This is a genomic window from Streptomyces sp. NPDC043878 (assembly GCF_056435735.1).
Map to the genome: position 1 here is coordinate 47,113 of NZ_JBWKDW010000012.1, position 21,202 is coordinate 68,314.

Annotated in this window: 24 protein-coding genes; 22 read left to right on the plus strand and 2 right to left on the minus strand. The window is 69.3% G+C overall.

What is annotated here, in order from left to right:
• Nucleotides 1-113: 113 nt before the first annotated feature.
• On the minus strand, nucleotides 114-1,778 hold the full coding sequence (locus AC07AZ_RS18110; protein ID WP_478849114.1) for a chitinase: 1,665 nt from the start codon (nucleotides 1,776-1,778) through the stop codon (nucleotides 114-116).
• Nucleotides 1,779-2,145: 367 nt separating this feature from the next.
• Between AC07AZ_RS18110 and AC07AZ_RS18115 the strand changes: the two genes are divergently transcribed.
• The 14 genes from AC07AZ_RS18115 (at nucleotide 2,146) to AC07AZ_RS18180 (ending at nucleotide 13,675) form a co-directional block, all read left to right on the plus strand.
• The gene (locus AC07AZ_RS18115; protein WP_478849116.1) at nucleotides 2,146-3,069 is read left to right on the plus strand and encodes a hypothetical protein; all 924 of its coding nucleotides are present in this window, start codon (nucleotides 2,146-2,148) and stop codon (nucleotides 3,067-3,069) included.
• Between the two features lie 70 nt (nucleotides 3,070-3,139).
• Nucleotides 3,140-3,847, plus strand: a complete 708-nt coding sequence (cpaB, locus tag AC07AZ_RS18120; RefSeq protein WP_478848789.1) for a Flp pilus assembly protein CpaB — start codon at nucleotides 3,140-3,142, stop codon at nucleotides 3,845-3,847.
• Nucleotides 3,848-3,856: 9 nt separating this feature from the next.
• Nucleotides 3,857-5,110, plus strand: a complete 1,254-nt coding sequence (locus tag AC07AZ_RS18125; RefSeq protein ID WP_478848791.1) for a CpaE/TadZ family protein — start codon at nucleotides 3,857-3,859, stop codon at nucleotides 5,108-5,110.
• A gap of 2 nt (nucleotides 5,111-5,112) precedes the next feature.
• Nucleotides 5,113-5,502, plus strand: coding sequence for a TadE family protein (locus AC07AZ_RS18130; RefSeq protein ID WP_478848793.1), 390 nt, complete (start codon nucleotides 5,113-5,115; stop codon nucleotides 5,500-5,502).
• 169 nt (nucleotides 5,503-5,671) lie between these two features.
• Nucleotides 5,672-6,016 carry a TadE/TadG family type IV pilus assembly protein gene (locus AC07AZ_RS18135; protein WP_478848795.1) on the plus strand — a complete coding sequence of 115 codons (345 nt, stop codon included), beginning with the start codon at nucleotides 5,672-5,674 and terminating at the stop codon, nucleotides 6,014-6,016.
• A 10-nt stretch (nucleotides 6,017-6,026) separates the two neighbouring features.
• Nucleotides 6,027-7,364, plus strand: coding sequence for a CpaF family protein (locus AC07AZ_RS18140; protein ID WP_478848797.1), 1,338 nt, complete (start codon nucleotides 6,027-6,029; stop codon nucleotides 7,362-7,364).
• Between the two features lie 9 nt (nucleotides 7,365-7,373).
• A complete protein-coding gene (locus tag AC07AZ_RS18145) occupies nucleotides 7,374-8,321 on the plus strand; it encodes a type II secretion system F family protein (protein ID WP_478848799.1) in 948 nt (315 codons plus the stop codon).
• Between the two features lie 21 nt (nucleotides 8,322-8,342).
• Nucleotides 8,343-9,230, plus strand: coding sequence for a DUF5936 domain-containing protein (locus AC07AZ_RS18150; protein ID WP_478848801.1), 888 nt, complete (start codon nucleotides 8,343-8,345; stop codon nucleotides 9,228-9,230).
• Between the two features lie 17 nt (nucleotides 9,231-9,247).
• The gene (locus tag AC07AZ_RS18155; protein ID WP_478848803.1) at nucleotides 9,248-10,573 is read left to right on the plus strand and encodes a sensor histidine kinase; all 1,326 of its coding nucleotides are present in this window, start codon (nucleotides 9,248-9,250) and stop codon (nucleotides 10,571-10,573) included.
• Between the two features lie 52 nt (nucleotides 10,574-10,625).
• On the plus strand, nucleotides 10,626-11,489 hold the full coding sequence (locus AC07AZ_RS18160; protein ID WP_478848804.1) for a response regulator: 864 nt from the start codon (nucleotides 10,626-10,628) through the stop codon (nucleotides 11,487-11,489).
• 111 nt (nucleotides 11,490-11,600) lie between these two features.
• Entirely contained in the window at nucleotides 11,601-11,795 is a 195-nt protein-coding gene (locus AC07AZ_RS18165) for a Flp family type IVb pilin (RefSeq protein WP_356042095.1), read from the plus strand.
• Nucleotides 11,792-12,394 carry a pilus assembly protein TadG-related protein gene (locus AC07AZ_RS18170; RefSeq protein WP_478849118.1) on the plus strand — a complete coding sequence of 201 codons (603 nt, stop codon included), beginning with the start codon at nucleotides 11,792-11,794 and terminating at the stop codon, nucleotides 12,392-12,394. The genes AC07AZ_RS18165 and AC07AZ_RS18170 overlap by 4 nt, the downstream gene beginning before the upstream one ends.
• A 34-nt stretch (nucleotides 12,395-12,428) precedes the next feature.
• Nucleotides 12,429-13,019: a hypothetical protein gene (locus AC07AZ_RS18175; RefSeq protein ID WP_478848806.1), complete on the plus strand. Its 591-nt coding sequence runs from the start codon at nucleotides 12,429-12,431 to the stop codon at nucleotides 13,017-13,019.
• Nucleotides 13,020-13,027: 8 nt separating this feature from the next.
• Nucleotides 13,028-13,675, plus strand: a complete 648-nt coding sequence (locus tag AC07AZ_RS18180) for an OmpA family protein (RefSeq protein WP_478848808.1) — start codon at nucleotides 13,028-13,030, stop codon at nucleotides 13,673-13,675.
• 18 nt (nucleotides 13,676-13,693) lie between these two features.
• Here AC07AZ_RS18180 and AC07AZ_RS18185 read toward each other — a convergent pair whose 3' ends face one another.
• Complete coding sequence (locus AC07AZ_RS18185) at nucleotides 13,694-14,059, minus strand: DUF192 domain-containing protein (RefSeq protein ID WP_478848810.1); 366 nt, start codon at nucleotides 14,057-14,059, stop codon at nucleotides 13,694-13,696.
• Nucleotides 14,060-14,190: 131 nt separating this feature from the next.
• Between AC07AZ_RS18185 and AC07AZ_RS18190 the strand changes: the two genes are divergently transcribed.
• The 8 genes from AC07AZ_RS18190 to AC07AZ_RS18225 all read left to right on the plus strand — a co-directional run bounded on the left by AC07AZ_RS18190 (nucleotide 14,191) and on the right by AC07AZ_RS18225 (nucleotide 21,201).
• The gene (locus AC07AZ_RS18190) at nucleotides 14,191-14,853 is read left to right on the plus strand and encodes a hypothetical protein (RefSeq protein ID WP_478848812.1); all 663 of its coding nucleotides are present in this window, start codon (nucleotides 14,191-14,193) and stop codon (nucleotides 14,851-14,853) included.
• A 231-nt stretch (nucleotides 14,854-15,084) separates the two neighbouring features.
• Nucleotides 15,085-15,744 carry a hypothetical protein gene (locus AC07AZ_RS18195; protein WP_478849120.1) on the plus strand — a complete coding sequence of 220 codons (660 nt, stop codon included), beginning with the start codon at nucleotides 15,085-15,087 and terminating at the stop codon, nucleotides 15,742-15,744.
• Nucleotides 15,744-16,757 carry a hypothetical protein gene (locus AC07AZ_RS18200; protein WP_478848814.1) on the plus strand — a complete coding sequence of 338 codons (1,014 nt, stop codon included), beginning with the start codon at nucleotides 15,744-15,746 and terminating at the stop codon, nucleotides 16,755-16,757. The genes AC07AZ_RS18195 and AC07AZ_RS18200 overlap by 1 nt, the downstream gene beginning before the upstream one ends.
• A gap of 434 nt (nucleotides 16,758-17,191) precedes the next feature.
• Nucleotides 17,192-17,509 carry a type VII secretion target gene (locus AC07AZ_RS18205; protein ID WP_478848816.1) on the plus strand — a complete coding sequence of 106 codons (318 nt, stop codon included), beginning with the start codon at nucleotides 17,192-17,194 and terminating at the stop codon, nucleotides 17,507-17,509.
• A 14-nt stretch (nucleotides 17,510-17,523) separates the two neighbouring features.
• Nucleotides 17,524-18,858: a zinc ribbon domain-containing protein gene (locus AC07AZ_RS18210; protein WP_478848818.1), complete on the plus strand. Its 1,335-nt coding sequence runs from the start codon at nucleotides 17,524-17,526 to the stop codon at nucleotides 18,856-18,858.
• 105 nt (nucleotides 18,859-18,963) lie between these two features.
• Nucleotides 18,964-19,584, plus strand: coding sequence for a hypothetical protein (locus tag AC07AZ_RS18215; protein ID WP_478848820.1), 621 nt, complete (start codon nucleotides 18,964-18,966; stop codon nucleotides 19,582-19,584).
• Between the two features lie 99 nt (nucleotides 19,585-19,683).
• Nucleotides 19,684-20,298 (plus strand): hypothetical protein, encoded by a 615-nt coding sequence (locus AC07AZ_RS18220; protein WP_478848822.1) that lies wholly within the window; start codon nucleotides 19,684-19,686, stop codon nucleotides 20,296-20,298.
• 27 nt (nucleotides 20,299-20,325) lie between these two features.
• Nucleotides 20,326-21,201, plus strand: coding sequence for an LLM class flavin-dependent oxidoreductase (locus AC07AZ_RS18225; protein ID WP_478848824.1), 876 nt, complete (start codon nucleotides 20,326-20,328; stop codon nucleotides 21,199-21,201).
• The last annotated feature ends 1 nt before the right edge of the window (nucleotide 21,202 follow it).

The window sequence follows — 21,202 nt, forward strand, 5'->3', positions numbered from 1 at the left end:
GGCAGCCGTACACCGGTGTCCTGGCCGGCAGCGGGTCGCTCGGCGAGGCGGCCCCGCCAGGGCGACCGCCCCCGCCCACACACCCCGGGCCGAGGCGGTCACCGCAGCCGCCGTTACGGCAGCGCGTGCACGTGCGGCCCCACCGTGTTGGACCACGCACCGCCCGCCGTCGCGTCCCAGTTCGTGGACCACGTCATCGCGCCCCGCAGGCCGGGGTACGTCTTGGACGGCTTGAACGAGCCGCAGCCCGTGCCCTTCGTCAGGCAGTCCAGGGCGTTGTTCACGACGGTCGGGGAGACGTAGCCGCTGCCCGCGCCGCTCGTGGAGGCCGGCAGGCCGAGGCCCACCTGGGACGGGGCGAGGCCGCCCTCCAGCTGGATGCAGGCCAGGGCGGTCAGGAAGTCCACCGAGCCCTGGCTGTAGACCTTGCCGTCGCAGCCGAGCATCGAACCGCTGTTGTAGTACTGCATGTTGACGACCGTGAGGATGTCCTTCACGTTCAGCGCGGTCTGGAAGTAGCCGTTGGACGTCGACTGCATGTCGATCGTCTGCGGAGCCATCGTCAGCACGAACGACGACCCGGCCTTCGCGGCGAGGGAGCGCAGCGCCTGCGTCATGTACGTCGGGTTGAGCCCGTTCTCCAGGTCGATGTCGACGCCGTCGAAGCCGTACGTCTGCATCAGGGAGTACACCGAGTTCGCGAAGTTCGTCGCCGACGTCGTGTCGTTGACGGAGACCGTGCCGTTCTGGCCGCCGACCGAGACGACGACCTTCTTCCCCGCCGACTGCTTCGCCTTGATGTCCGCCTTGAACTGGTCGACGGTGTAGCCGCCCAGCCCGGCCGAGTCCAGGTTGAAGGTCACGGCCCCCGGCGTCGTCGTGGCGTCCGCGAAGGCCACCGCGATGATGTCGTACTGGGAGGACACGGCCGAGATCTTCTGGACCGTCGCCCCGTTGTTGAAGTTCTGCCAGTAGCCGGTCACCGCGTGCTTGGGAACCGTCCCGCCGCCGCCCGTGCCGGTCGCGGTCGTCGTCCCCGTCACCGCGGCCGACTTCGCCGACTCACCGGCCGAGTTGGTCGCGGTGACCTGAAAGGAGTACGACGTGGACGCGGCGAGGCCGGTCACCGTCGCCGAGGTGCCCGACACGGCCGTCACCTTCGTGCCGTTGCGGTACACGTTGTACCCCGTGGCGCCCGAGACCGTGTTCCAGGCCAGGGAGACGGAGGAGGAGCCGGTGCCCGACACGTTCAGGCCGGCCGGGACCGCGGGGACCGTCGGCGCGGGGTCGCCGCCACCGCCGCCGTCGGGGCCGTACACCGACAGGTCGTCGGCGTAGTAGGCGGCCTGCCCGTACCAGCCGTGCGTGTAGACCGTCACCGACGTCGTGGAGGCGCCCGTGCTGAAGGTCGTCGTGAGCTGCTTCCAGGAGGAGGAGTCCGGGGTCCACGTCGACACGTCGGTCGTACCGGTGCCGGTCGCGCCCAGGTAGGCGTACCCGCCCTGCACCCACGCGCTCAGCGTGTACGTCGAGTTGGGCTTGACGGTCACCCTCTGGGTGCACTGGGCGTTGTCCTGTCCGGCCGGAGTCGCCTTCAGCGCGGCCGAGCCGCCGTGCACGGGCGAGGACACGGTCGCACCGCTGCCCGCGGTGCAGGTCCAGTTGCCCAGACCGGACTCGAAGCCGGCGTTCTTCGCGTTGTTGACGTCCGCGGCGGACGCCTGGCCCGTGCCGGCCACGGAGAGGGCGAGGGCGGCGGTGACCGCCCCGGCCCACATACGGGCGCGTCTGGGTATGCCTGGTGCGCGGTCCACAAGGGCCTCCGGAGGTGGGGGAGGGAACGAGGACGGTGGCCACCGCTGGCGTCATAGTTGGTCCAGACCAATTCCCTTGTCAAGAGGTCCAGTCCACCTCACTTGTCACCCCATCTGGGGTGTAATCCACCTCTTTCGAGTTTCCAGGACGGGGCAAGAGGCACAGGAAGTCAAACAAACGCTGTTCTCCGGTCACAGGGGCGTGGTTACAGTGCTGAGGTAGTCACGCAGTGAAGTCATCGGTGCGTGCCGGAGCGGAACCGGCGCGGACCGTCGGGCATGGAACGGGGAGCTGCGCGTGCCAACTGCCATTGCCGTGACCAGTGCCGACATGGCGCTGCCACCGCAGGACGAGCGAACGCTGCCCGCCGTCGTCCTGCGGGACCTCGACACGCAACCGCTCGAACAGTCGCTGGCGGCCGTCCAGTCGCTGATCGACCAGTACGGGTACGTGGTGGTCGTGTGCTCCCGTGCCGTTCCCGAGGCCGTGGGGCGGCGGCTGCACACCGTCCGCTCCCTCCTGGAGAGCGACCGGATCGCCCTGTTCCGCCCCGATCTGCCCCCGCTCGGACTCGCCGTCCTGGCCCGTCAGTTGAGGCAGCTCGCCTCCTGCGACCTCAGCCCGGGCGTCCTCGCCTCGGCCGGGCGGCTGCTCACCCACTACCTCCACGCCGGCGCGCTGCTGGGCTCGGTCGCCCGGCTCGACAGGGTCGCCGTCAACCTCAAGTCGCACGCCCGGTCGTGGGTGCCCGGCACCCAGTTCGGCGTGATCGCCCACCCGGAGCCGCAGTTGACGCGCATCGGGCCCGAAGCCGCCCTCGCCGGACCGGAGTTCGGCACGTCGATGCTGGTCGCGAAGGGCCAGTTGCAGTCCGACTGGATCACCGCGACCCTGGCCAAGACCTGGAACGTCCAGGGCCTGCGCGAGGTCCCGCTGCCGGCCGAGTCGGCCCTGTGGTGGGGGACCGGAAGGCTGATCGAGTTCTGCGCCTTCCTGCCCGATCTGCCCGTCCTCTACCAACTCGTCACCTCCGTGCGGCAGTCCGTATGCCACTGGTGCGGCCTCGATGTCATCGGCGACCGCTGCGTCTTCTGCTCCGCGACCGCCCCGGCGCCCGTGGCACCGCCCGCGTCCTCGGCGTCCTCCGCATCAGGATCCTCCACGTCATCCACGTCATCCACGTCATCCGTAGCGTCCGGGACCACCGTGTCCGCCGCGTCATCCGTGCACGAGGACCAGCTGCCCGCCGGTTGAGCCGGACCCCCTGCCGCTCTCGCACCCCCGACTCCGCTCGACCGAAACCCCCAATGAGGTTGTACGGTTCATGAACTCCCGTCAGCGCCGCGGCGTGATACTCCTGCTCCTGTCGGTCCTGTGCGCGCTGGGCGCGTTCGCCGGCGTGCTGTCCGTCATCGACGACGTGAAGTCCAAGGTCGGCCCCGAGGTCACGGCGTACCGGCTGAAGTCCGACGTGAAGCCGTACACCGGCCTGACCGCGGCCCAGTTCGAGAAGACGAGCATGCCGAAACGGTGGCTGCCGAAGACCGCCGTCACCGACCTCGCCGCGATCCGGGGCAAGATCGCCGTGACCACGCTGCGCGAGGGCTCCCTGCTGCAGAGCGACATGATCGTCGACCAGCCCGCCCTCCAGCCCGGGCAGCAGGAGGTGGCCATCATGATCGACGCGGCGACCGGCGTCGCCGGCAAGATCACACCGGGCTCCACGGTCAACGTGTACGCCACCTTCGAGGGCGCGCGGGAGGGCGACCCCGCCCAGTCGAAGATCATCGTCACGAACGCCAGGGTCATCGACGTCGGTGAACTGACCGCGCTCCAGCCCGACGCCGACAACCGCGCCCAGCAGGCCACCGAGGCCGTACCGATCACCTTCGCGCTCGCCACCATCGACGCCCAGCGCATCACGTACGCCGAGTCCTTCGCCAAGCGGGTCCGCCTCGCGCTGGTGGCCCCCGGCGGCGACACCACGGTGCCGGACAAGGACCGCACCTACGAACTCGTGACGGACAAGTGAGAGGCCGCCATGCCCACGAGGATCCTCCCGGCAGTCGGCGACGCGGACGCGGTCCGCTCCCTCACGACTCTGCTCAGCCAGCTCCCGGACGCCGAACCGGTGTCCGCGGTGACCGACTCCACCCAGCTCATCGACACCCTCGGCCGGCTCGCCGCCGACTCCATCGACGAACTGCCCGAGGTGGTGATCGTCCACGAGCGCATCGGCCCGGTCCCGGCCCTGGAGCTCATCCGTGAAGTCGCCCTGCGCTTCCCCGCGGTGGGCGTCATCCTCGTCACCTCCGACGTCAGCGCCGGCCTCTTCCAGGCCGCCATGGACTACGGCGCCCGCGGTCTGATCGCCCTCCCGCTCGGCTACGAGGAACTGGCCAGCCGCGTCCAGGCGGTCTCGCAGTGGTCGACGGGCGTACGCCGCCATCTGGGCCACGGCGGGGACGTGTTCACCGGCGTCGGCGGCACCGTCGTCACGGTCAGCGGCGCCAAGGGCGGCGTCGGAACCACCCTGACAGCCATCCAACTCGCCCTCGCCGCACAGGCGTCGGGCCGCCCCACCGCCCTGGTCGACATGGACCTCCAGACCGGGGACATCGCCTCCTACCTCGATGTGCAGTTCCGCCGCTCCGTCGTGGACCTGGCCGCCATCACCGACATCTCCCCGCGCGTCCTCGCCGACGCCGTCTTCCGCCACGACACCGGGCTCGCGCTGCTGCTGGCCCCCGGTGAGGGGGAGCGCGGCGAGGAGGTCACCGACCGGGCCGCCCGCCAGATCATCAGCGCCCTGCGCTCCCGCTACGAGGTCGTCGTCGTCGACTGCGGCGCCCAGCTCGGCGGCGCCGGCGCGGCCGCCGTGGAGATGGCCGACACGGCCCTGCTGCTGACCACCCCCGACGTCCTCGCCGTCCGGGGCGCCAAACGCACGGTCCGGATGTGGGACCGGCTCCAGATCCGCAAGGCCGAGGAGACGACCGTCGTCGTCAACCGCCACACGCGCGGTACGGAGATCCAGCCCGCGCTGATCCGGAAGATCACCGGCACGGCCGTCGCCGGCGTCGCGATCCCGGCCAACTTCAAGGAACTCCAGAGCACCGTCGACGCCGGCCGCATCCACGAACTGGACGGCAGGAGCACGGTGCGACAGGCCCTGTGGGGCCTCGCGGCCGAACTGGGCCTGGTCAAGGCCCCCGAGGGCGACCGCAGAAGCGGCCGGTTCCGCAGCGAACGCGGCGCGGGGAGCGGGCGGCGCCGCCGGGACGGAGGAGGGTAGCGATGACAGCGAGACGTACGGCTCCCGACGGACGGGACCGGGGCCAGGTCACCGTCGAGTTCCTCGGCATGACCCCGCTGATCCTGCTGACCCTGGTGCTGATGTGGCAGTTCGTCCTCGCGGGATACACCTTCACACTCGCGGGGCACGCCGCGGACGAGGCGGTGCGGGCGGGGACCGCCGCGGAGCCGGGAGCGCGACAGTCCGCATGTCAGCAGGCCGGCCTGGCCGATCTGCCGGGTGCGTGGAGCGGCACGGTGGCGTGCGGGGGCGGTGGCGGCTATGTCACAGCCGACGTCACGCTGAAGATCCCCGTCCTCTTCCCCGGCTCGATCGGCTTCCCCTTCGAGGTCAAGGGCCACGCGGGCGCCGTAGAGGAGGCGAAGGACTGAGATGTCGTACGACGGGAGAAGGCGCGTCCGGGACAGCGCCGGGGCCGGTGCCCGTGGCGTAGACCGCCGCGGGGCCGGTGCCCGTGGTGTAGACCGCCGCGGGGACGACGGTCGTCGCCCGAGGCGGGACGACGTCTGCGGCCGGCGCGGGGACGACGGTCGCGGCCGCGTGCGCCGCGCGGCCCGCGACCGGGGTCAGGTCGCCCTCGAATACCTCGGGTTCATCCCGATCCTGGTCCTCGTCGCCATGGCGGGCGTGCAAATCGGTCTGATCACCTACACCGCGCAGCAGGCCGGCACCGCCGCCCGGGCCGGCGCGCGCAGCGCCTCGCTCCAGCTCAGCGCCGAGCAGGGCTGCCAGGAGGCCGTCAGCAGTTGGCTGACCACCAGTTGCAGCCCGGCGTACGGCGGCGACGAGGTGACCGTCACCGCGACGCTGCCCATACCGTCCATCGTGCCCGGCTGGGACTTCGGTGACGCCCACAAGACCGCCACCATGCCGCTCGACCACTGAGGAACGCACCATGAGCCTGCGCGCACGCATCAACACCCCGGAGGAGAACGGCAGCCGGGGCGAGGACGGCCACCTGGTCGCCTCCTACCGGGCCAAACTCCTGGAGGAGATCGACCTCGCGGAGATGAGCGCGCTGGCGGCGGCCGAACGCAGGGCCCGCCTGGAGCGGGTGCTCGGCCACATCATCAGCCGCGAGGGCCCGGTCCTGTCCACGGCCGAACGCTCGCAGCTGATCCGCAGGGTCGTCGACGAGGCCCTCGGCCTCGGCATCCTGGAACCGCTGCTCGAAGACGCGTCGATCACCGAGATCATGGTGAACGGCCCCGACGCGATCTTCGTCGAACGCGGAGGCCGTGTCGAGCAGTTGCCGCTCCGCTTCCCCTCGCACGACCAGCTGATGCAGACCATCGAGCGGATCGTCTCCACGGTCAACCGCCGGGTCGACGAGTCCAACCCGATGGTCGACGCCCGACTGCCGTCCGGCGAACGCGTCAACGTGATCGTCCCGCCGCTGTCGCTCACCGGCGCCACGCTCACGATCCGCCGCTTCCCCCGCTCCTTCACGCTCAGCGAACTCGTCGGCTTCGGCTCGCTCGACGAGCAGATGCTGTACCTGCTGGCGGGCCTGGTGCAGGCCAAGTTCAACATCATCGTCTCCGGCGCCACCGGCACCGGGAAGACGACCCTGCTCAACGCCCTCTCCGGCCTGATCCCCGAACACGAGCGCATCATCACCATCGAGGACTCCGCCGAACTCCAGCTCCAGCAGGGGCACGTGATCCGACTGGAGTCACGGCCGCCGAACGTGGAGGGCAAGGGCCGGGTCACCATCCGCGACCTGGTCCGCAACTCGCTGCGGATGCGCCCCGACCGCATCGTGGTGGGCGAGGTCCGCGGCGGCGAGTCGCTGGACATGCTCCAGGCGATGTCCACCGGCCACGACGGCTCGCTCGCCACCGTCCACGCCAACAGCGCCGAGGACGCCCTGATGCGCCTCAAGACCCTCGCCTCCATGTCCGAGGTCGGGATCCCCTTCGAGGCACTGCACGACCAGATCAACAGCGCGGTCGACGTCATCATCCAGCTCACCCGCTTCCCCGACGGCGCCCGCCGTGTCACCGAGGTCGCCGTGCTCGACAGCCACGGCGGCGAGCCGTACCGCCTGGTCAGCGTCGCCCGCTTCGAAGCCCGGCCGATGGCCGCGGACGGCCTGATCCACGGCACCTTCCGCTACCACCCGCTCCCGCGCCGCAGCGCCGACCGCCTCTACATGGCGAGCCAGCCCATACCCCAGGCATTCGGCGTGGCCGACTCCGCGGACCAGCTCGCCATCCGAGAAGCCAGGTAGGACCGCCCCATGGAACTCGACAACCTCGTCACGCTCACCACCGGCGTCACCCTGCTGACCTGCGTCCTCGCCGTCGTGGGCGTCCACGTCTACGCCAAGGGCAGGGCACAGCGGGCAGCCCTGGTCGACCGGCTGTCGGCCGCCGGCCAGCTCCCGCCCGGCAGCGGACGCCGCCGCCGCTTCCGCAACCTGGACCGCAGGCTGCGCCGCACGGACCTCGGCCGCAGACTCGAACTGCGGCTGGCCGCCACCGGACTCGACGTGACCCCGGGGGAGTTCTTCGCCGCGATGCTCACCGTCACCGCCGGCCTGTGGCTGGTCGGCCAGGCGACCCTGGCGCCCTTCTTCGGGCCGATCGCCGGACTGCTCGGCATCTGGGCGGCGCTCCAGTTCCTCGCCTGGCAGCGCCAGAAACGCATCGAACGCTTCATCAACCAACTCCCCGAGCTGGCCCGCATCCTGGCCAACGCCACCCACGCGGGACTGGCGCTGCGTACCGCGATCGGGATGGCCGCGGAGGAACTGGAGGCGCCCGCCGGCGAGGAACTGGGCAAGGTGGCGAACCAGTTGGCGGTCGGCGCGTCCATGGACGAGGCCCTCGGCGAGCTCGCGGAACGCCTGCCGTCGCGCGAGCTGGTGGTCCTCGTGACGACCCTCGTGCTGTCGGCCCGGGCGGGCGGCCAGGTGGTGAGCGCGCTGCGGAACCTGACCGAGACCCTGGAGGAACGCAAGGAGACGCGACGGGAGGTGCGCACCCAGCTGTCGCAGGTGAACATGACGTCGTACGCCGTACCCGCCCTCGGCATCGGCTCGTTGTTCCTGATGAACGGCGTGAAGGACGGCGCCCTGGACCGTATGACGGGCTCCCCGGTCGGACAGGGCGCGGTGATCGTCGCGTTCGCCCTGTACGCGGTCGGCTTCCTCCTCATCCGCCGCCTGTCCCGCATCGACGTCTGAGAGCCGAGGAGGATCGAGACGATGGCACTCCTGCTGGCAACCGCGATGGGCCTCAGCGTGTGGGGCGTCTTCGCCGGCATCCGCATGTACCGGGCCGACGCCAAACTCCCCGGTGACCTGGTGCTGGCCCTGGAGGTCGGCGCGACCCGCACCGGCGCGGTCGACTCGCTGATCGACCGCATGGGCATGCGGTACGCGCCCGCCGTGCTGCGCCTCATGGGCCCCCGGCGGGTGGCACGCTACCGCCGCAGGATCGACCTGGCGGGCAACCCGGGCGGCCTCACGATCGACCGCTACGCGGCCCGCCGGGCGGTCTACGGCTTCCTCGGCGGCGTCGGCGGCCTGGTCTTCCTCTTCAAGGGCAACTTCCTGCTGGCGCTGCTGCTGTTCGCGTTCGGCGCGTTCTGGACGGAGGTCGGGATCTGGTCGGCGATCCGCATCCGCAAGGACGTCATCGAACGGACCCTGCCGGACTTCCTGGACGTCCTCGCGGTGGTGGTGAGCGCGGGCCTCGGCTTCCGCCAGGCCCTGGACCGGGTCGCCCTGAAGTACGAGGGGCCGTGGGCGGACGAACTCCGCATCACCCTGCGCCAGATGGACCTCGGCATGAGCCGCCGCCAGGCCTTCGCGGAACTGCGCCGCCGCAACGACTCCGAACAGGTCGCGATGTTCGTGACGGCGTTGCAGCAGGGGGAGGAACTGGGTGCCCCGATCGTGGACACGCTGGTCGCCCTGGCCAAGGACATGCGCCGCACCGACGCGCAGAACGCCCGCCGTAAGGCGGCCCGCGCGGTGCCCAAGGCCACGCTGATGATCACCACGTTCATGGTCCCGGCCACGATGATCCTGCTCGGCGCGGGACTCCTCCTCGGCTCCGGAACCGACTTCGGCTCCATCACGGGCAAGTAGGGGGCGGGGGAGGGCTCATGCCGACGACGACACGACTGCCGAGACCACCGAGGCGACCGCGACTGCTGTCCCCCACACCCCGCGACCCCGCCCCCGTCCCGGACCCGGTCCCGGTCCCCGTCCAGATCAACGCCCTGCAGGCGATGTGCCGCCAGGTCTTCGGCTTCCGCCTGGCGATGATCGCCGTAGCCGCCCCGGCCGCCCTCCTCAACGCCGCCCCCGGCCTCGGCACGCGCCTGGTCAGCGCGGCGGTGATCGTCACCTTCATGGCGTCCTACGCCCTCTTCAGGGACTGGGAGCGCTTCGGACCCCTCCTCCTGCGCCACCCCACCCTCCTGGCCGTGGACACCCTGTTCGGCTCCCTGCTCCTCGTCTCGGCGGGCCCCGACACCACCCTCGCCTACGTCAGCGTCTGCACCCCGCTGCTCGCCGGCATCGTCTACGGCTGGCGAGGCGCCGCCGTCTTCGCCTCCCTCCAGTCGCTGGTCCTCCTGCTCGTCCGCGCGACCCTCCAGGACCCGCACACCGGCCTCGCCGAGCTCCTGTTGCTGCCGGGCATCTGCGTCATCACGGGCGCCATCGGCTCGACGTCGCGCAACCTGGTGCTCCGCTTCGGCGCGGCGACGCAGGCACTGACGGCCGTACAGGCACGTCTGGCGGCCACGGAGGCCGTCGCCGCCGAACGGGCGCGTCTGGCCCGCGAGATGCACGACTCGGTGGCGAAGACCCTGCACGGGGTCGCCATGGCCGCGGACGGACTGGCCGCCTCCACGGACGCGGCCGGCCTCGATCCGGCGGTGGTGAGACGGCAGGCCGAACTGGTGGCCCGGGCCGCCCGCCGGGCCGCCGCGGAGTCCCGTGAACTCCTCACCGACCTGCGCCGCGAGCCGGACCGGGCCCAGGCGACAGACGTACTGGGCGAACTGGCCTCCCGAACGGCCGACTTCGGCACCCGGACCGGTCTGCCGACCACCTACACCCCCACAGGCGGGGGCGACGCGCCCCCGGTGCCTCCCGCGGTCGCCCGCCAGCTCCTCACGATCACCACCGAGGCCCTGGAGAACGCCCACCGCCACGCGCACGCCACCCGCGTCGACGTCAGCGCGGGCGTCCACGGCGAGCTGCTCAGCATCAGCGTGTACGACGACGGCTGCGGCCTGCCGGCCGACACCAGCCTCGAACACCTGCGCAGGACAGGTCACTTCGGCCTGGTCGGCATAGTCGAACGGGCCGCGTCGGTGGGCGCCCGCATCCGCATCGGCCGGGGAGCCCATCCCCAGGGGACGGAAATTCGCCTGGACGTACCTCTGAAGTCCCTGACGACGACGGCGTCGTATCCATGAACCTGTAACCGTCACAAGGGTTTCGTCGCACGACCCGAGAGGAGGCCGCCCCATGCAGCACCACCCCCCACACCCACCCCGGCCCTCGTCCGAGCCCTTCCCCACGGCGGCTCCCGCCGGTCCGGTACGTGTCCTGGTGGCCGACGACAACCCGGTGGTCCGTGCGGGCCTCACGGCGCTTCTGTCCGGCCGGCCGGACACGACGGTCGTGGCGGAGGCCGCCGACGGCCGCGCGGCCTGTGAGGCGGCCCGGCGACACCGCCCCGACGTGATCCTCCTGGACGTCCGCATGCCGGGCGTGGACGGCCTCGCGGCCCTCCCGCACCTCGTACGGATCGCCGCCGTCGTCATGCTGACGTACAGCGGCGAGCCGGAGACCGTCGAGAAGGCCCTGCGCGGAGGGGCGGGCGGATACCTGGTGCACGGAGAGTTCACCGCCGAACAGCTGGCGACCGCTGTGCAGGACGTCCGACAGGGCCGAGCCCACTTCACACCCACTGCGGCGGACGCCCTGCTGGCCCAACTCCGCCGGACCAGCACTTCGCAAGAGCAATTGGTCGGGCACGAGACGTCGACGCGCACCACCCTTTCCCAGATACCAAGTCCACCCACTTCGCCAGAAACCCTTTCACGAGTGCAACCGGATATGGGACAGTCTTCTCCAGGGTGGAGGAGCGGCCGTCCGGCCGCTCCCGACAGGTCGCTGTTCCAACTCAGCACGAGGGAGGCGGAGATCATGGACCACATCGCGTCGGGGATGACCAACCAGCAGATCGCCGCCATCTGTTTCATCAGCGAGAAGACGGTCAAGAACCACATCAACCGAATTTTCGCGAAGCTGGGGAGTACGAGCCGCACCGAGTCGGTCGCCAAGTGGCTGGGCACGGCCTCCAACGCGCCACGGGGTGTGCTGTGAACCGTGATCGGGCCCTGAATTGGGCCCTGAGGCCCTCCTCCGCACCAGGCCCCTCGGCGTACGGTGCGGGGGGCACCACAGAGACTTGCCGGCCACCCGGAGGGGAACACCATGAGCAACTGGATCAACACCACAGTCGCGTACCTTCAGACCCGGGCCGCCCGCGACGACAGGGGCCAGACCGCGGTGGAGTACCTGGGCATCATCGCGGTGGTGGTGGCGATCGTGCTGGCGATCACGGGCACGAGCATCGGGCAGACGATCTACGACGCGATCACCGCACAGATCGCCAAGGTGACCGGCTGACACGTCTCCACCGGCCCGGCGACGCAGGGCAGGCTTTCCCCATCTACATCATGGTGGTGGCGGGCCTGCTCTTTCTCGCGTTCGCCTACCTGGCCGTCGGCCAGGCCGCGGCCAACCGGAACGGTGCGCAGACGGCGGCCGACGCGGCGGCGCTCGCGGCGGCCCTCGACACACGGGACGCGCTCTGGGACGAGTGGGTCGACAAGATCGCCGACCCGACCGCCTGGCAGGCCATCTTCGACGGCGGCGGAGTGCCGTTCGACGGATGCGCGCGGGCGGCGCAGCTGGCCGCTCAGAACGAGGCCACCGCGCAGTGCGTGCCCAAGTACGGGCTGCCACCGGGCTACACGGTCGACGTCAAGGCGAACAAGTCCGTCGGCGACTCGATCGTGCCCGGCACCGAGGGCACCTACTCCAAGGCCACCGCCACCGCCGTGATCGAGCCGCGCTGTTCGTTCGAGCCGCCCGCGGACGGCTCGGACGGGAACACACTGCCGACGCTCACCTGCAAGGGCGGCGGGGAGTGGATCCTGAAGCCGGACGATCTCACCGATCTTCCGAAGCCCGAGGACCTCTTCGACGTCCATCTGGCCGACTGACGTGCGAAAGACGAGTGATGAAGGAGGCGGAGCGATGAGCATCCGGTGCACGGCGGAGGCCCGCAGGGGGATGGTCGCGCTGGCTGTGGCGGCCGGTCTGGCCCTCGGTGTGACCGGCTGCGGCGGTGGTGGCGCCGGCGACGACAAAAAGCCGGAAACGACTGCCTCCGCGTCCAAGGGAAGCGGGTCCGGGTCCGGTCCGAGCGCCCAGGAAGGCCAGTCGGACGAACCCCTGGCCGAGTTGAAGGGCTCGGGCGGACTGCTTCTTCAGATCACGTCCGCCCAACGGGACTCCGGTGGCTTCGTCACCGTGAACGGCAACCTGAAGAACGACGGCGCCCAGAGCGCGGTGGTACCAGCCGCCCTGAGCGGCAACGAGACCGAGATCATCAGGAACGGCAGGTCGCTCGGCGGAGCCACGCTCGTCGACTCGAAGGGCAAGAAGCGCTACTACGTGCTGCGCGACACGGACGGCCGCCCGCTGACGACGACAGGCTTCTCCACGATCAGGGCGGGCGACAGCGTGACCGTCTTCATGCAGTTCCCCTCCCCGCCCACCGACACCAGCGAAGTCAGCTTCCAGCTTCCGACGTTCGCCTCCGCCACCATCCAGATCTCGGGGTGAGGCGGACCATGACCCGCACCTCTCCCCGGGCCGCCGCCCCTCGCCTCACCCTGGCGCTCGCGGCGACCTCGGCCCTGGTCGCCGCCCAACTGGTCGGCGCCGTACCGGCCGGTGCCGACGACACCCCGAGCGTCCCCCCGGGCACCCAACCCACCGCCGCCGCCCCCGTGCAGGTCGACGCGAACGACCCCGACCTGAAGCTCCCCGAAGGAGCCACCCTGGCGGCCGCCAAGGTCCTCGACATCAAGCAGGTCGTGGAGGACCAGACCGGCGACGAACGCCGGGAGGACACCAACGCGGACGTGAAGTTCGCCCTCCAGGCGGAGGTGCTGTTCGGCAAGGACAGCGCCAAGCTCGGCTCGGAGGCAAGGGCCCGCATCGGGGGCATCGCCGACGAGATCAAGAACCAGCACGCGACGCAGATCCGGGTCTTCGGCTTCACGGACGACCTCGGCTCCTCGGCCCACGGCGACGTACTGTCCAAGCAGCGCGCCAACGCCGTACAGGACGTCCTGGACCAGGAACTGAACGACTCCGGCGTCACGTTCGAGGTGCGCGGATACGGCGAGCAGTACCCGATCTCGTCCAACGCGACGGAAGAGGGCCGTAAGAAGAACCGAAGGGTGGAGGTGTCCTTCCCCCGCTCGGACAACTGAGCCGACCGGGGGCGGCCCCTACTCCACGACGATGTCCACCCGCACCCCGGCCCGCACTCCCCACCCGTCCATCGCCCCCGCCTCCGCCTCCAGCACATGGCGGGACCGCAGACGGGGCAGCCCGAGGCGACCCGGCTTCATGGTGCGCACGGCGATGACATCGAGGTGACGATCGAGGTAGGCGACGTCGATGGGCATCCGCATACGGAAGGTGTGCACGCTGCCGGCGGGGGAGAGCAGCATCGCCCCGTCGAGATGATCGCGCCCCAACAGCCCCTTGGTGCGGGCCCGGTAGGAACTCGCGATCTCCAACGGCACGGAAATGTCGGCTTCCTCCCCCCGCACGACCAGACTCCCCCACCCGTCCCGCCACCGCCGCCTCATACCCATCCCTCCCGTAACGCCGCCCGCACGAACCGAACGTAGCGGGTGCGGGCGGGCCGAATTGATGCGGCCACGCCCCCTGACTAACGTGACGTCGCCCAAGCCCCGCCCCCCACGTCCGGGAGTTGCCCGTGCCCCGCCGCCGCCCCACCCTTCTCGCAACAATCGCCCTGACCACGACGGCGGCCGTGTCACTGTCGGCGTGCGGGGGCGCCGGCGATCCCGACGACAAGAGTGCGGCAGCCGCGTCGGCGAGCGAGACGTCTGCTTCCCCGAGTACGAGCCCGAGCGACTCCGCTCCCGCCTCAGCCGGCCGCCCGGAGATCACTCTCCCGTCCGACGCCAAGAACGTCTTCGAGTACCGGAAGACAGGGGACACGGCGAAGGACTCGGCACTCGCGGACAGCACGCGAAGCGTGAACTCCGTGGATGAGGCGATCCTGAAGGGCAGCACGGACACCAAGGCGCTCGGTTTCTACAACACGGGCAAAGCCCTGGAGTCGTCGATCGAATACGCCCAGCGGTACATCAAAGACGGTGACACGTGGGTCGGGTTGACCCGGTACTTCGATTTCAAGGTGACGCTCTCCGGAAGCGGAAAGGCGTACGTCACCTACTGCTCCGACGAGAGCAAGTCCTTCATCAGGGACGGGAAGACCAAAAAGGTCGACAATACGCCGACGACCTCGAAGGCCTACGTGCTCTACCACTCAAGTCTGGCCAAGGGCACCGAGGGCGTCTGGCGGACCACCTACATCGTGTCGCACAGGGGGGACAAGACGTGCCAGCCCTGAGGCTCTCGGCTGGACACCTCCTTTGCTTGTTCATAAGTGGAACCGTCTGCTCAGCGCACCATGCGATGAAGGCGGCGTCCAGTTACGGAACTGTTACGGGTCAAGCGGGGCCTCGAATGGTCGATTTGGTCCCATACACCCCTAGGTCGACCCGAGTCACCCTGGTGTCGTCCCGTGCCTCTGGATAGCGTTGGTTCGCTCAAGAGAAGCCTCGCCGACCGGGAGTTGACCGTGACCCGCCGCCCCACCCTCCTCGCAGCGATCGCGCTGACCGCCGCTGCGGCCCTGTCGCTGTCCGCGTGCGGTAGCGACCACGACTCCAAGGACAAGAGCAACGACAAGATCGCGGGAGCCGAAACGGCGGGCGCGGAGTCTGCGACGCCGACGGCTTCGGCCTCCACGACCGCCACCCGCCCGAAGATCGAGCTGCCGTCTGACGTCACCTACAAGTTCGAGTGGCGGAAGACGGGCGACTCGGCAAAGGATGCCGTCCTGAACGATGCTGAACAACGCATCAAGGCGGTGGACATGGCGATCGCGGAGCAGGACCCGCTTCATGCGGCTTACCGGTTCTATTCCGAGGGGACTGCGGCCGCCGGTAGCCAGGCGTACATCCAGGAGTTCGTCGACCACAAGGCGCGCACTACCGGTCTGACTCGTTATTACCAGGAAAACCTGACGGTCAGGGACAACGGCACGGCCGCCCTTGTGTACTGCGAGGATCAGAGCAAGTCCTTCAACAAGTTCCTGAAAACCGGCAAGACGGATGTCACGCCGGTGACGAAGGACAGCTACGTCATTTACGCCAGCACTCTGCGTAAGAACAAGAAGGGCGTCTGGGTGACCGAGCGCCTGGACTCACAGAGGGGAAGTGCAAAGTGCCAGCCTTGATGCGGCGAAACCATCTGGTCCTCCTTTCGGGACTGACGGTGCTCATTCTCACGGCTGCCGGCACTGCCCACGCTGAAAAAGGGTTCGGCGGAGGCACGGACGGCCAGAGCGCCAAGGCCGGCGACGACGGCACCGTCTCCGTGACCGTCGGCGGTGTCGTGTTCGATCGTTCGAAGAACGGCAGTGGCAACTCGACGGGGGCGTTGTCGTCGACCACGTCGTGGACGCCGCCGGCGTGCTGGTATGCGCCGAAATACACGCCTGAGGGGTTGCAGAAGTATCTGGAGCCGATCTGGGCGGCCGATTCGACGGGTTACGAATGGGACGCCGAGCAGCGGAAGAAGTACGTCAACAAGGACGAGCCCGACAAGGACTTCAACAAGGACAAGACCGGTAAGGGCTTCTGGTGGGGTCCGTACGTCAACAAGGACTTTCCGCCGGGTTGGGACGCCTGCACCGCGGACTATTTCTGGGTGGACAAGGGCGACCCCCCGCCGGCCGGCATAGCGAACGCCGTGACTCCGAAGGTCCTGGCCGAACTCGCCTACGCCGAGATCCGCGTCCCGGGCACCAAGGTGACGCTGGCGCCCGCAGCCGCGACCAAGGTGAACCTCCCGACGTGGGCCTGGCTGGACGGCGCCCAGTTCAAGCCGGTCTCCGTCACGGCGTCGGTTCCGGCGATCGGTATCGAGGCGACGGCGACCGCGGAGCCGGTCTCGCTGAAGATCGAGCCTGGTACCGGGGACGCCGTGACGTATCCGGCGTCCGGGGTCTGCCGTATCGACAACGGTCGCATCGGCGAGCCGTACGCCAAGGGCAAGGCCGACGAGACCCCGGCCTGCGGCGTCAAGTACCTGCGTTCCTCGGGCAAGGGCACGTATCCGCTCAGGGCGACGGTCACCTGGAAGATCGACTGGACCGGCAGCGGCGGCGCGGGCGGCGACCTGCCCGACGGCTCCTTCGGTGCCACGCAGGATGTCGTCGTACAGGAGATCCAGGCCATCAACCACTGACCGGGTTGTGGGGCCGGTGCCGCGGATACGCGAGCACCGGCCCGGCGAACGCACCCACCGGTCAGCCTGACCGACCGGTCCGAGGCCGCATCCGAAGCCGGTGGCGATGGGCGATGTCCGGGACATGACCGTCGCGGACGTCACGGCGACCGGGTCGCAGCGCCGGTTTCCCCGCCACCCTACGGAGTGAATTACCTGCGCTTCTCCGGCGCCCGCTTCTCCCCGTTCAGTGCTGCGGCCGCCTGGAAGATGTCCTGAGCCGGTGCCGGTAGCCATGGCGTTGTCCTCCCTGATAACCCTTTCGGTGCCACGCATGCTGTCGCCGTGCCGGAGATCCGCTCCCATGAAGGGGGCGCGCATCGTCACGACAGCAAAGCCGAAACGGCTAAAGTCCCCTACTCATGCCTGGGTGCAGGGTGAGAGGGGACTGGTGTATGGCTGATCGACTGGCCGTCGACGGGGATGAGCTCAAGCACTTCATGAAGTTGCTGAACAAGTCGAGCGAATCCCTGAAGGGGTTGCGCAGGGCGCTCGCCGACGCGACCGTCACCGGGCTCGGCACGGATGATCTGAACTCCGCGTGCGAGGACTTCCAGGAGGACTGGAAGTACGGCACCGAGCAGATCGGCGAACAGACCGAGGGGCTCGCCGAGATCATCGGGAAGAGCAAGGACAGCTACGCCGAGGTGGACAAGGCGCTGGAGGAAGCGCTGAGGAAGGCCGGCGACGGCCAGGGCGGCGGTACGAAGTGACGGTCACTTCGGGCTTGGAGCCCTCCTCCTTCCCTGATTCCGGCGCAGTTCGTAACAGCAACCTGCCCCAAGGGCTGAAGTCATCCCCGTCCATTCCGAACCCGAGCTATCCCCATCTGGGGTTCAACCCCACGCCGGGCAGCGTCGACACGGTCAGCGACCTGTACAAGAAGCTCGCGAACTGCGCCAAGACCCTGGAAGAGGCGCACGGCCTCGTCACCAAGCTGCTCGACGGCAGCTACTGGAAGGGCGACGCGGCTGTCGCCTTCCGGGAGCAGTTGGACGGTGGTCCGCTCCCTCTGAATCTGAAGAACGCCGCGCATTCTCTCCGCAAGGCGGCACGTCAACTCGACCGCTGGAAGGGCGAACTCGACGACTTCCAGCGCCGCGCCAGGAAGCTCGAATCCGACGCGAAGGACGCGCAAGCCGTCGTCGACGCGGCCAAGGGACGCGCGAGCAAAGCGAAGACCGACGCCGGCTCGGACAGGAAGAGCGGCCCCCATGACGACGCCCAGAAGGCACTGACACACGCGAACGCGAGCGTCGATGAAGCCCAGGCACAGCTCGACAAAGTCATCGGCAAGGCGAAGAGGCTGGCCGAGGAGCATGAGGAGAAGGCGCAGTACCGGGCGCAAAGGATTCGGGCCGCCACGGCCAAGCTGGCACCGCATGAGCCCGGCTTCTTCGACAACGCGCTCGACTGGATCACCGAGAATTTGCCGGACATCCTGAGTTGGACGGCTGCCGTCCTTGGCGTGATCGCATTGTTCGTGCTCTCGGGCGGGACCGCCGCGGCAGTGTTGCTGCTCGCGGCGGCGGCAATGAGCGCGGGAGCGGTGGCGTCGAGGCTGATGATGCAGCCTGAGGTGTGGGAGTCCCTCAAGGACGGGTTCACCAAGGGTGAGTTTGATGCCGACTTCTGGAGCAACGCGATCGGTCTGACAGCGGACAGCCTGGGCGCCCTGCCGGGTCTCGGCGCTGCCGTCAAGGGAGCTCCGGCGGCATTCCGCCTTGTCGGTGAGACGGGCGAGGCTCTGACGTTGAGTGAGAGGCTCGCTGCGAGTGGAGGCAAGACCGTGGCGGCAGCAAAAGACTTCGCGGAGCTCAAGAACCCGTTCACGGAGTGGGTCGTACTCAAAGCGCCTCGCTCGGAACCGACAGTCAAGGCTGCTGAAGCCGCAGCGCCTTGGGCGGGTCTGGCCTCCGCGACGTACGGGCTGTCGAGCAGTCTCGTTGACTCCTTGGACAACGACACGGTCGGCCAAGTCGCCACATCGGTCGACGGCGCCTTCCTGGGACCGATCGACGTCGCCGAGACCGCTGACCTGGTCCGGCGCATGTTCCAGTAGCAGCGAGTCTCCTGAACTTCCCCGAATAAGAGAGCAGCTGGTATGAATCCCTCTGATCGCACGGCCTGGGAGCACCAACCCACCCGCTCTGCCTGGGCGCGTCACATGGCGATGAATGTTCTGGGGCAGCTCGGATGGACCGTGGCATACCCGGGTGTTTTCTATGTCATGGTGGTATACACATCACAAGTTTTCGTTATCGTCTTTCTGCCCTTCATTCTCTACTCCCTCTACCGATTTATCGTCCAGTTCGCCTACTTTCGCTGGGCTTTCCGCATGCGCCGGATTCTGCGGGAGTATCCGTGGGAACTGATCGAGAAGGTGCCCAGCGGCCTCGGCAAGTACCCCGGTGCCCGGGACGACGGAATCTGGTTCGAGTTTCGGGATCCGGCCGACCGTGACAGGAAAGTCCCGTTGGTGTTCATCAAGCACCAGCGCTCCTACTGGTGGCTGAGGCGTCTGGACGGGCCCCGGACCAAGCCCGGGCGCCGGGCGCAGATCGAACCTCTCTGGTTCGCGGGGGACCCGCGTTTCCTCGCGGTCATCGCCGCTCCCGGCCGAGGTGGCAGGGCGCCCAAGCGGCTCCACCTGCTCTATCAGCGCCCGGTGTTCGACAGCCGCTGTGAGCCGGAGAGTTGGGGTGCCGATGCCGCGGACATCGCTCGCGCACGTTGCGCCGGTGCCCTCCATCTTCCGGACGTTTCACCATCCCGCGTGCAGGGATAGGGCGAACAGGCCATGACGTCACCCGCCTCGAACGTCACCGTTCACTCGAGTGCCTCGGAGCCTGGAGAGGGAATCTGGTTCGCCACTCCCGTCGGCTTCGTGTCCCTGCCCCTCGAAGCCCTTGCCTCGACGCTGTACTCGACCGATGCGGATCCGCTTCGGGAAGTCGTGGCTCCCGTACTCCTCGCCGCCCCCGATGAAGTGTCCCGGCAGCGGTTCGTCGAGACTCTGGCCCATGTCCGACGCATGCTCCACGGCGTGTACTGCGAGGGCACGGTGCATCTCTCCTTGGGGCTGCACCGCGATGACTCGGGCGGTGGTGACCGAGGCGCGGGCGCACTTTCCTCCCTGTTCTCCATCACCTGGCTTGGAACGGCCTGGTCGCCGAGGGGAGTCACCGCCGCCCGGGCTGTTGCGGGGGCGGAAGGACACGCCCATGTCGAATACACGGAAGTGCCGTGCGGTCCGGCGGCGTTCAGTGAGACCGTTCGCTTTCCCACTGCCGAATCAGGACTCCCGCAGGACCGATTGCTTCAGGTCTTCGCGCATCTTCCGCACCCGGACGGCACCAGCCTGGCCCTTCTCACCCTGAGCACGACCGCTGTGGCCCACCGCGAGCAGTACCGGGCCATCCTGCGCCGGATTGCCCACACCGTCAGCTTCGACGATCCATTCGCACGGCGCGACGCCGGGGCTCGACAAACGGTTGGCTGACACCTCACGGCGGGGTAGGAAGACCCCATGACTGCACTCGGTGCCGTGTTCCGGCCTCAACTTCCTCCCGAGCGGTTGCGTGACGTCGTTCGGCTTGCTGATGAGAGTGGGCTGGGGGAGCTGTGGCTGTGGGAGGACTGTTTTCGGGAGGGTGGGGTGTCCACCGCGGCCGCCGCGCTCGCGTGGAGTGAGCGGGTGCGGGTCGGGGTCGGTTTGTTGCCCGTGCCGTTGCGGAACGTCGCCGTGACCGCGATGGAGGCCGCCTCGCTGCACCGTATGTTTCCCGGGCGTGCCGTGCTCGCCGTCGGGCACGGGGTGCAGGACTGGATGGGGCAGGTCGGGGCGCGCGTCGAGTCGCCGCTGACTCTGCTGCGGGAGCATCTCGACGCGCTGCGCGGCCTGTTGGGCGGAGCGCGCGTCACCACCGACGGGCGGTACGTGAAGCTGGACGATGTCGCCCTCGACTGGCCGCCCGCGGGTCCCGTCGAGGTGCTGGCCGGTGCCACCGGGCCGCGCTCGCTGCGGCTGTCCGGCGAGGCCGCCGACGGGACCGTGCTGACCTCCTCCACCACGCCCGACGCTCTGCGCGAGGCGCGCCGGCTGATCGACGCGGGGCGCGCCGCGGCCGGCCGGACCGGCGAACCGCACCGGGTGGTCGTCTATCTCCTCGCGGCCACCGGCCCGGATGCCGCCGCCCGGCTGCGCGCCGAGCTCGTGGCCGAGGGAGTCGGTGCCGTCCCCGACCTCGGCGTCGCCGGGGACGCGGCTGCCGTGGCGAAGGCGGTGCAGCGGCTCGCGGAGGCCGGTGCCGACACCGTCATCCTCCAGCCGACCGGCGACGAACCGGACCCCGAGGGGTTCGTGCGCTTCGCGGCCGAGCAGGTCCGGCCGCTGGTGCCGTGAC

Excerpts from the sequence above, each read along its gene's own strand:
- AC07AZ_RS18225 (WP_478848824.1), top strand. The coding sequence starts at position 20,326 with ATGACTGCACTCGGTGCCGTGTTCCGGCCTCAACTTCCTCCCGAGCGG.
- AC07AZ_RS18115 (WP_478849116.1), top strand. The coding sequence starts at position 2,146 with ATGGCGCTGCCACCGCAGGACGAGCGAACGCTGCCCGCCGTCGTCCTG.
- AC07AZ_RS18130 (WP_478848793.1), top strand. The coding sequence starts at position 5,113 with ATGACAGCGAGACGTACGGCTCCCGACGGACGGGACCGGGGCCAGGTC.
- AC07AZ_RS18175 (WP_478848806.1), top strand. The coding sequence starts at position 12,429 with ATGAGCATCCGGTGCACGGCGGAGGCCCGCAGGGGGATGGTCGCGCTG.
- AC07AZ_RS18155 (WP_478848803.1), top strand. The coding sequence starts at position 9,248 with ATGCCGACGACGACACGACTGCCGAGACCACCGAGGCGACCGCGACTG.
- AC07AZ_RS18140 (WP_478848797.1), top strand. The coding sequence starts at position 6,027 with ATGAGCCTGCGCGCACGCATCAACACCCCGGAGGAGAACGGCAGCCGG.
- AC07AZ_RS18150 (WP_478848801.1), top strand. The coding sequence starts at position 8,343 with ATGGCACTCCTGCTGGCAACCGCGATGGGCCTCAGCGTGTGGGGCGTC.
- AC07AZ_RS18165 (WP_356042095.1), top strand. The coding sequence starts at position 11,601 with ATGAGCAACTGGATCAACACCACAGTCGCGTACCTTCAGACCCGGGCC.
- cpaB (WP_478848789.1), top strand. The coding sequence starts at position 3,140 with ATGAACTCCCGTCAGCGCCGCGGCGTGATACTCCTGCTCCTGTCGGTC.
- AC07AZ_RS18160 (WP_478848804.1), top strand. The coding sequence starts at position 10,626 with ATGCAGCACCACCCCCCACACCCACCCCGGCCCTCGTCCGAGCCCTTC.
- AC07AZ_RS18205 (WP_478848816.1), top strand. The coding sequence starts at position 17,192 with ATGGCTGATCGACTGGCCGTCGACGGGGATGAGCTCAAGCACTTCATG.
- AC07AZ_RS18145 (WP_478848799.1), top strand. The coding sequence starts at position 7,374 with ATGGAACTCGACAACCTCGTCACGCTCACCACCGGCGTCACCCTGCTG.
- AC07AZ_RS18185 (WP_478848810.1), bottom strand. The coding sequence starts at position 14,059 with ATGAGGCGGCGGTGGCGGGACGGGTGGGGGAGTCTGGTCGTGCGGGGG.
- AC07AZ_RS18125 (WP_478848791.1), top strand. The coding sequence starts at position 3,857 with ATGCCCACGAGGATCCTCCCGGCAGTCGGCGACGCGGACGCGGTCCGC.
- AC07AZ_RS18215 (WP_478848820.1), top strand. The coding sequence starts at position 18,964 with ATGGCGATGAATGTTCTGGGGCAGCTCGGATGGACCGTGGCATACCCG.
- AC07AZ_RS18200 (WP_478848814.1), top strand. The coding sequence starts at position 15,744 with ATGCGGCGAAACCATCTGGTCCTCCTTTCGGGACTGACGGTGCTCATT.
- AC07AZ_RS18180 (WP_478848808.1), top strand. The coding sequence starts at position 13,028 with ATGACCCGCACCTCTCCCCGGGCCGCCGCCCCTCGCCTCACCCTGGCG.
- AC07AZ_RS18110 (WP_478849114.1), bottom strand. The coding sequence starts at position 1,778 with ATGTGGGCCGGGGCGGTCACCGCCGCCCTCGCCCTCTCCGTGGCCGGC.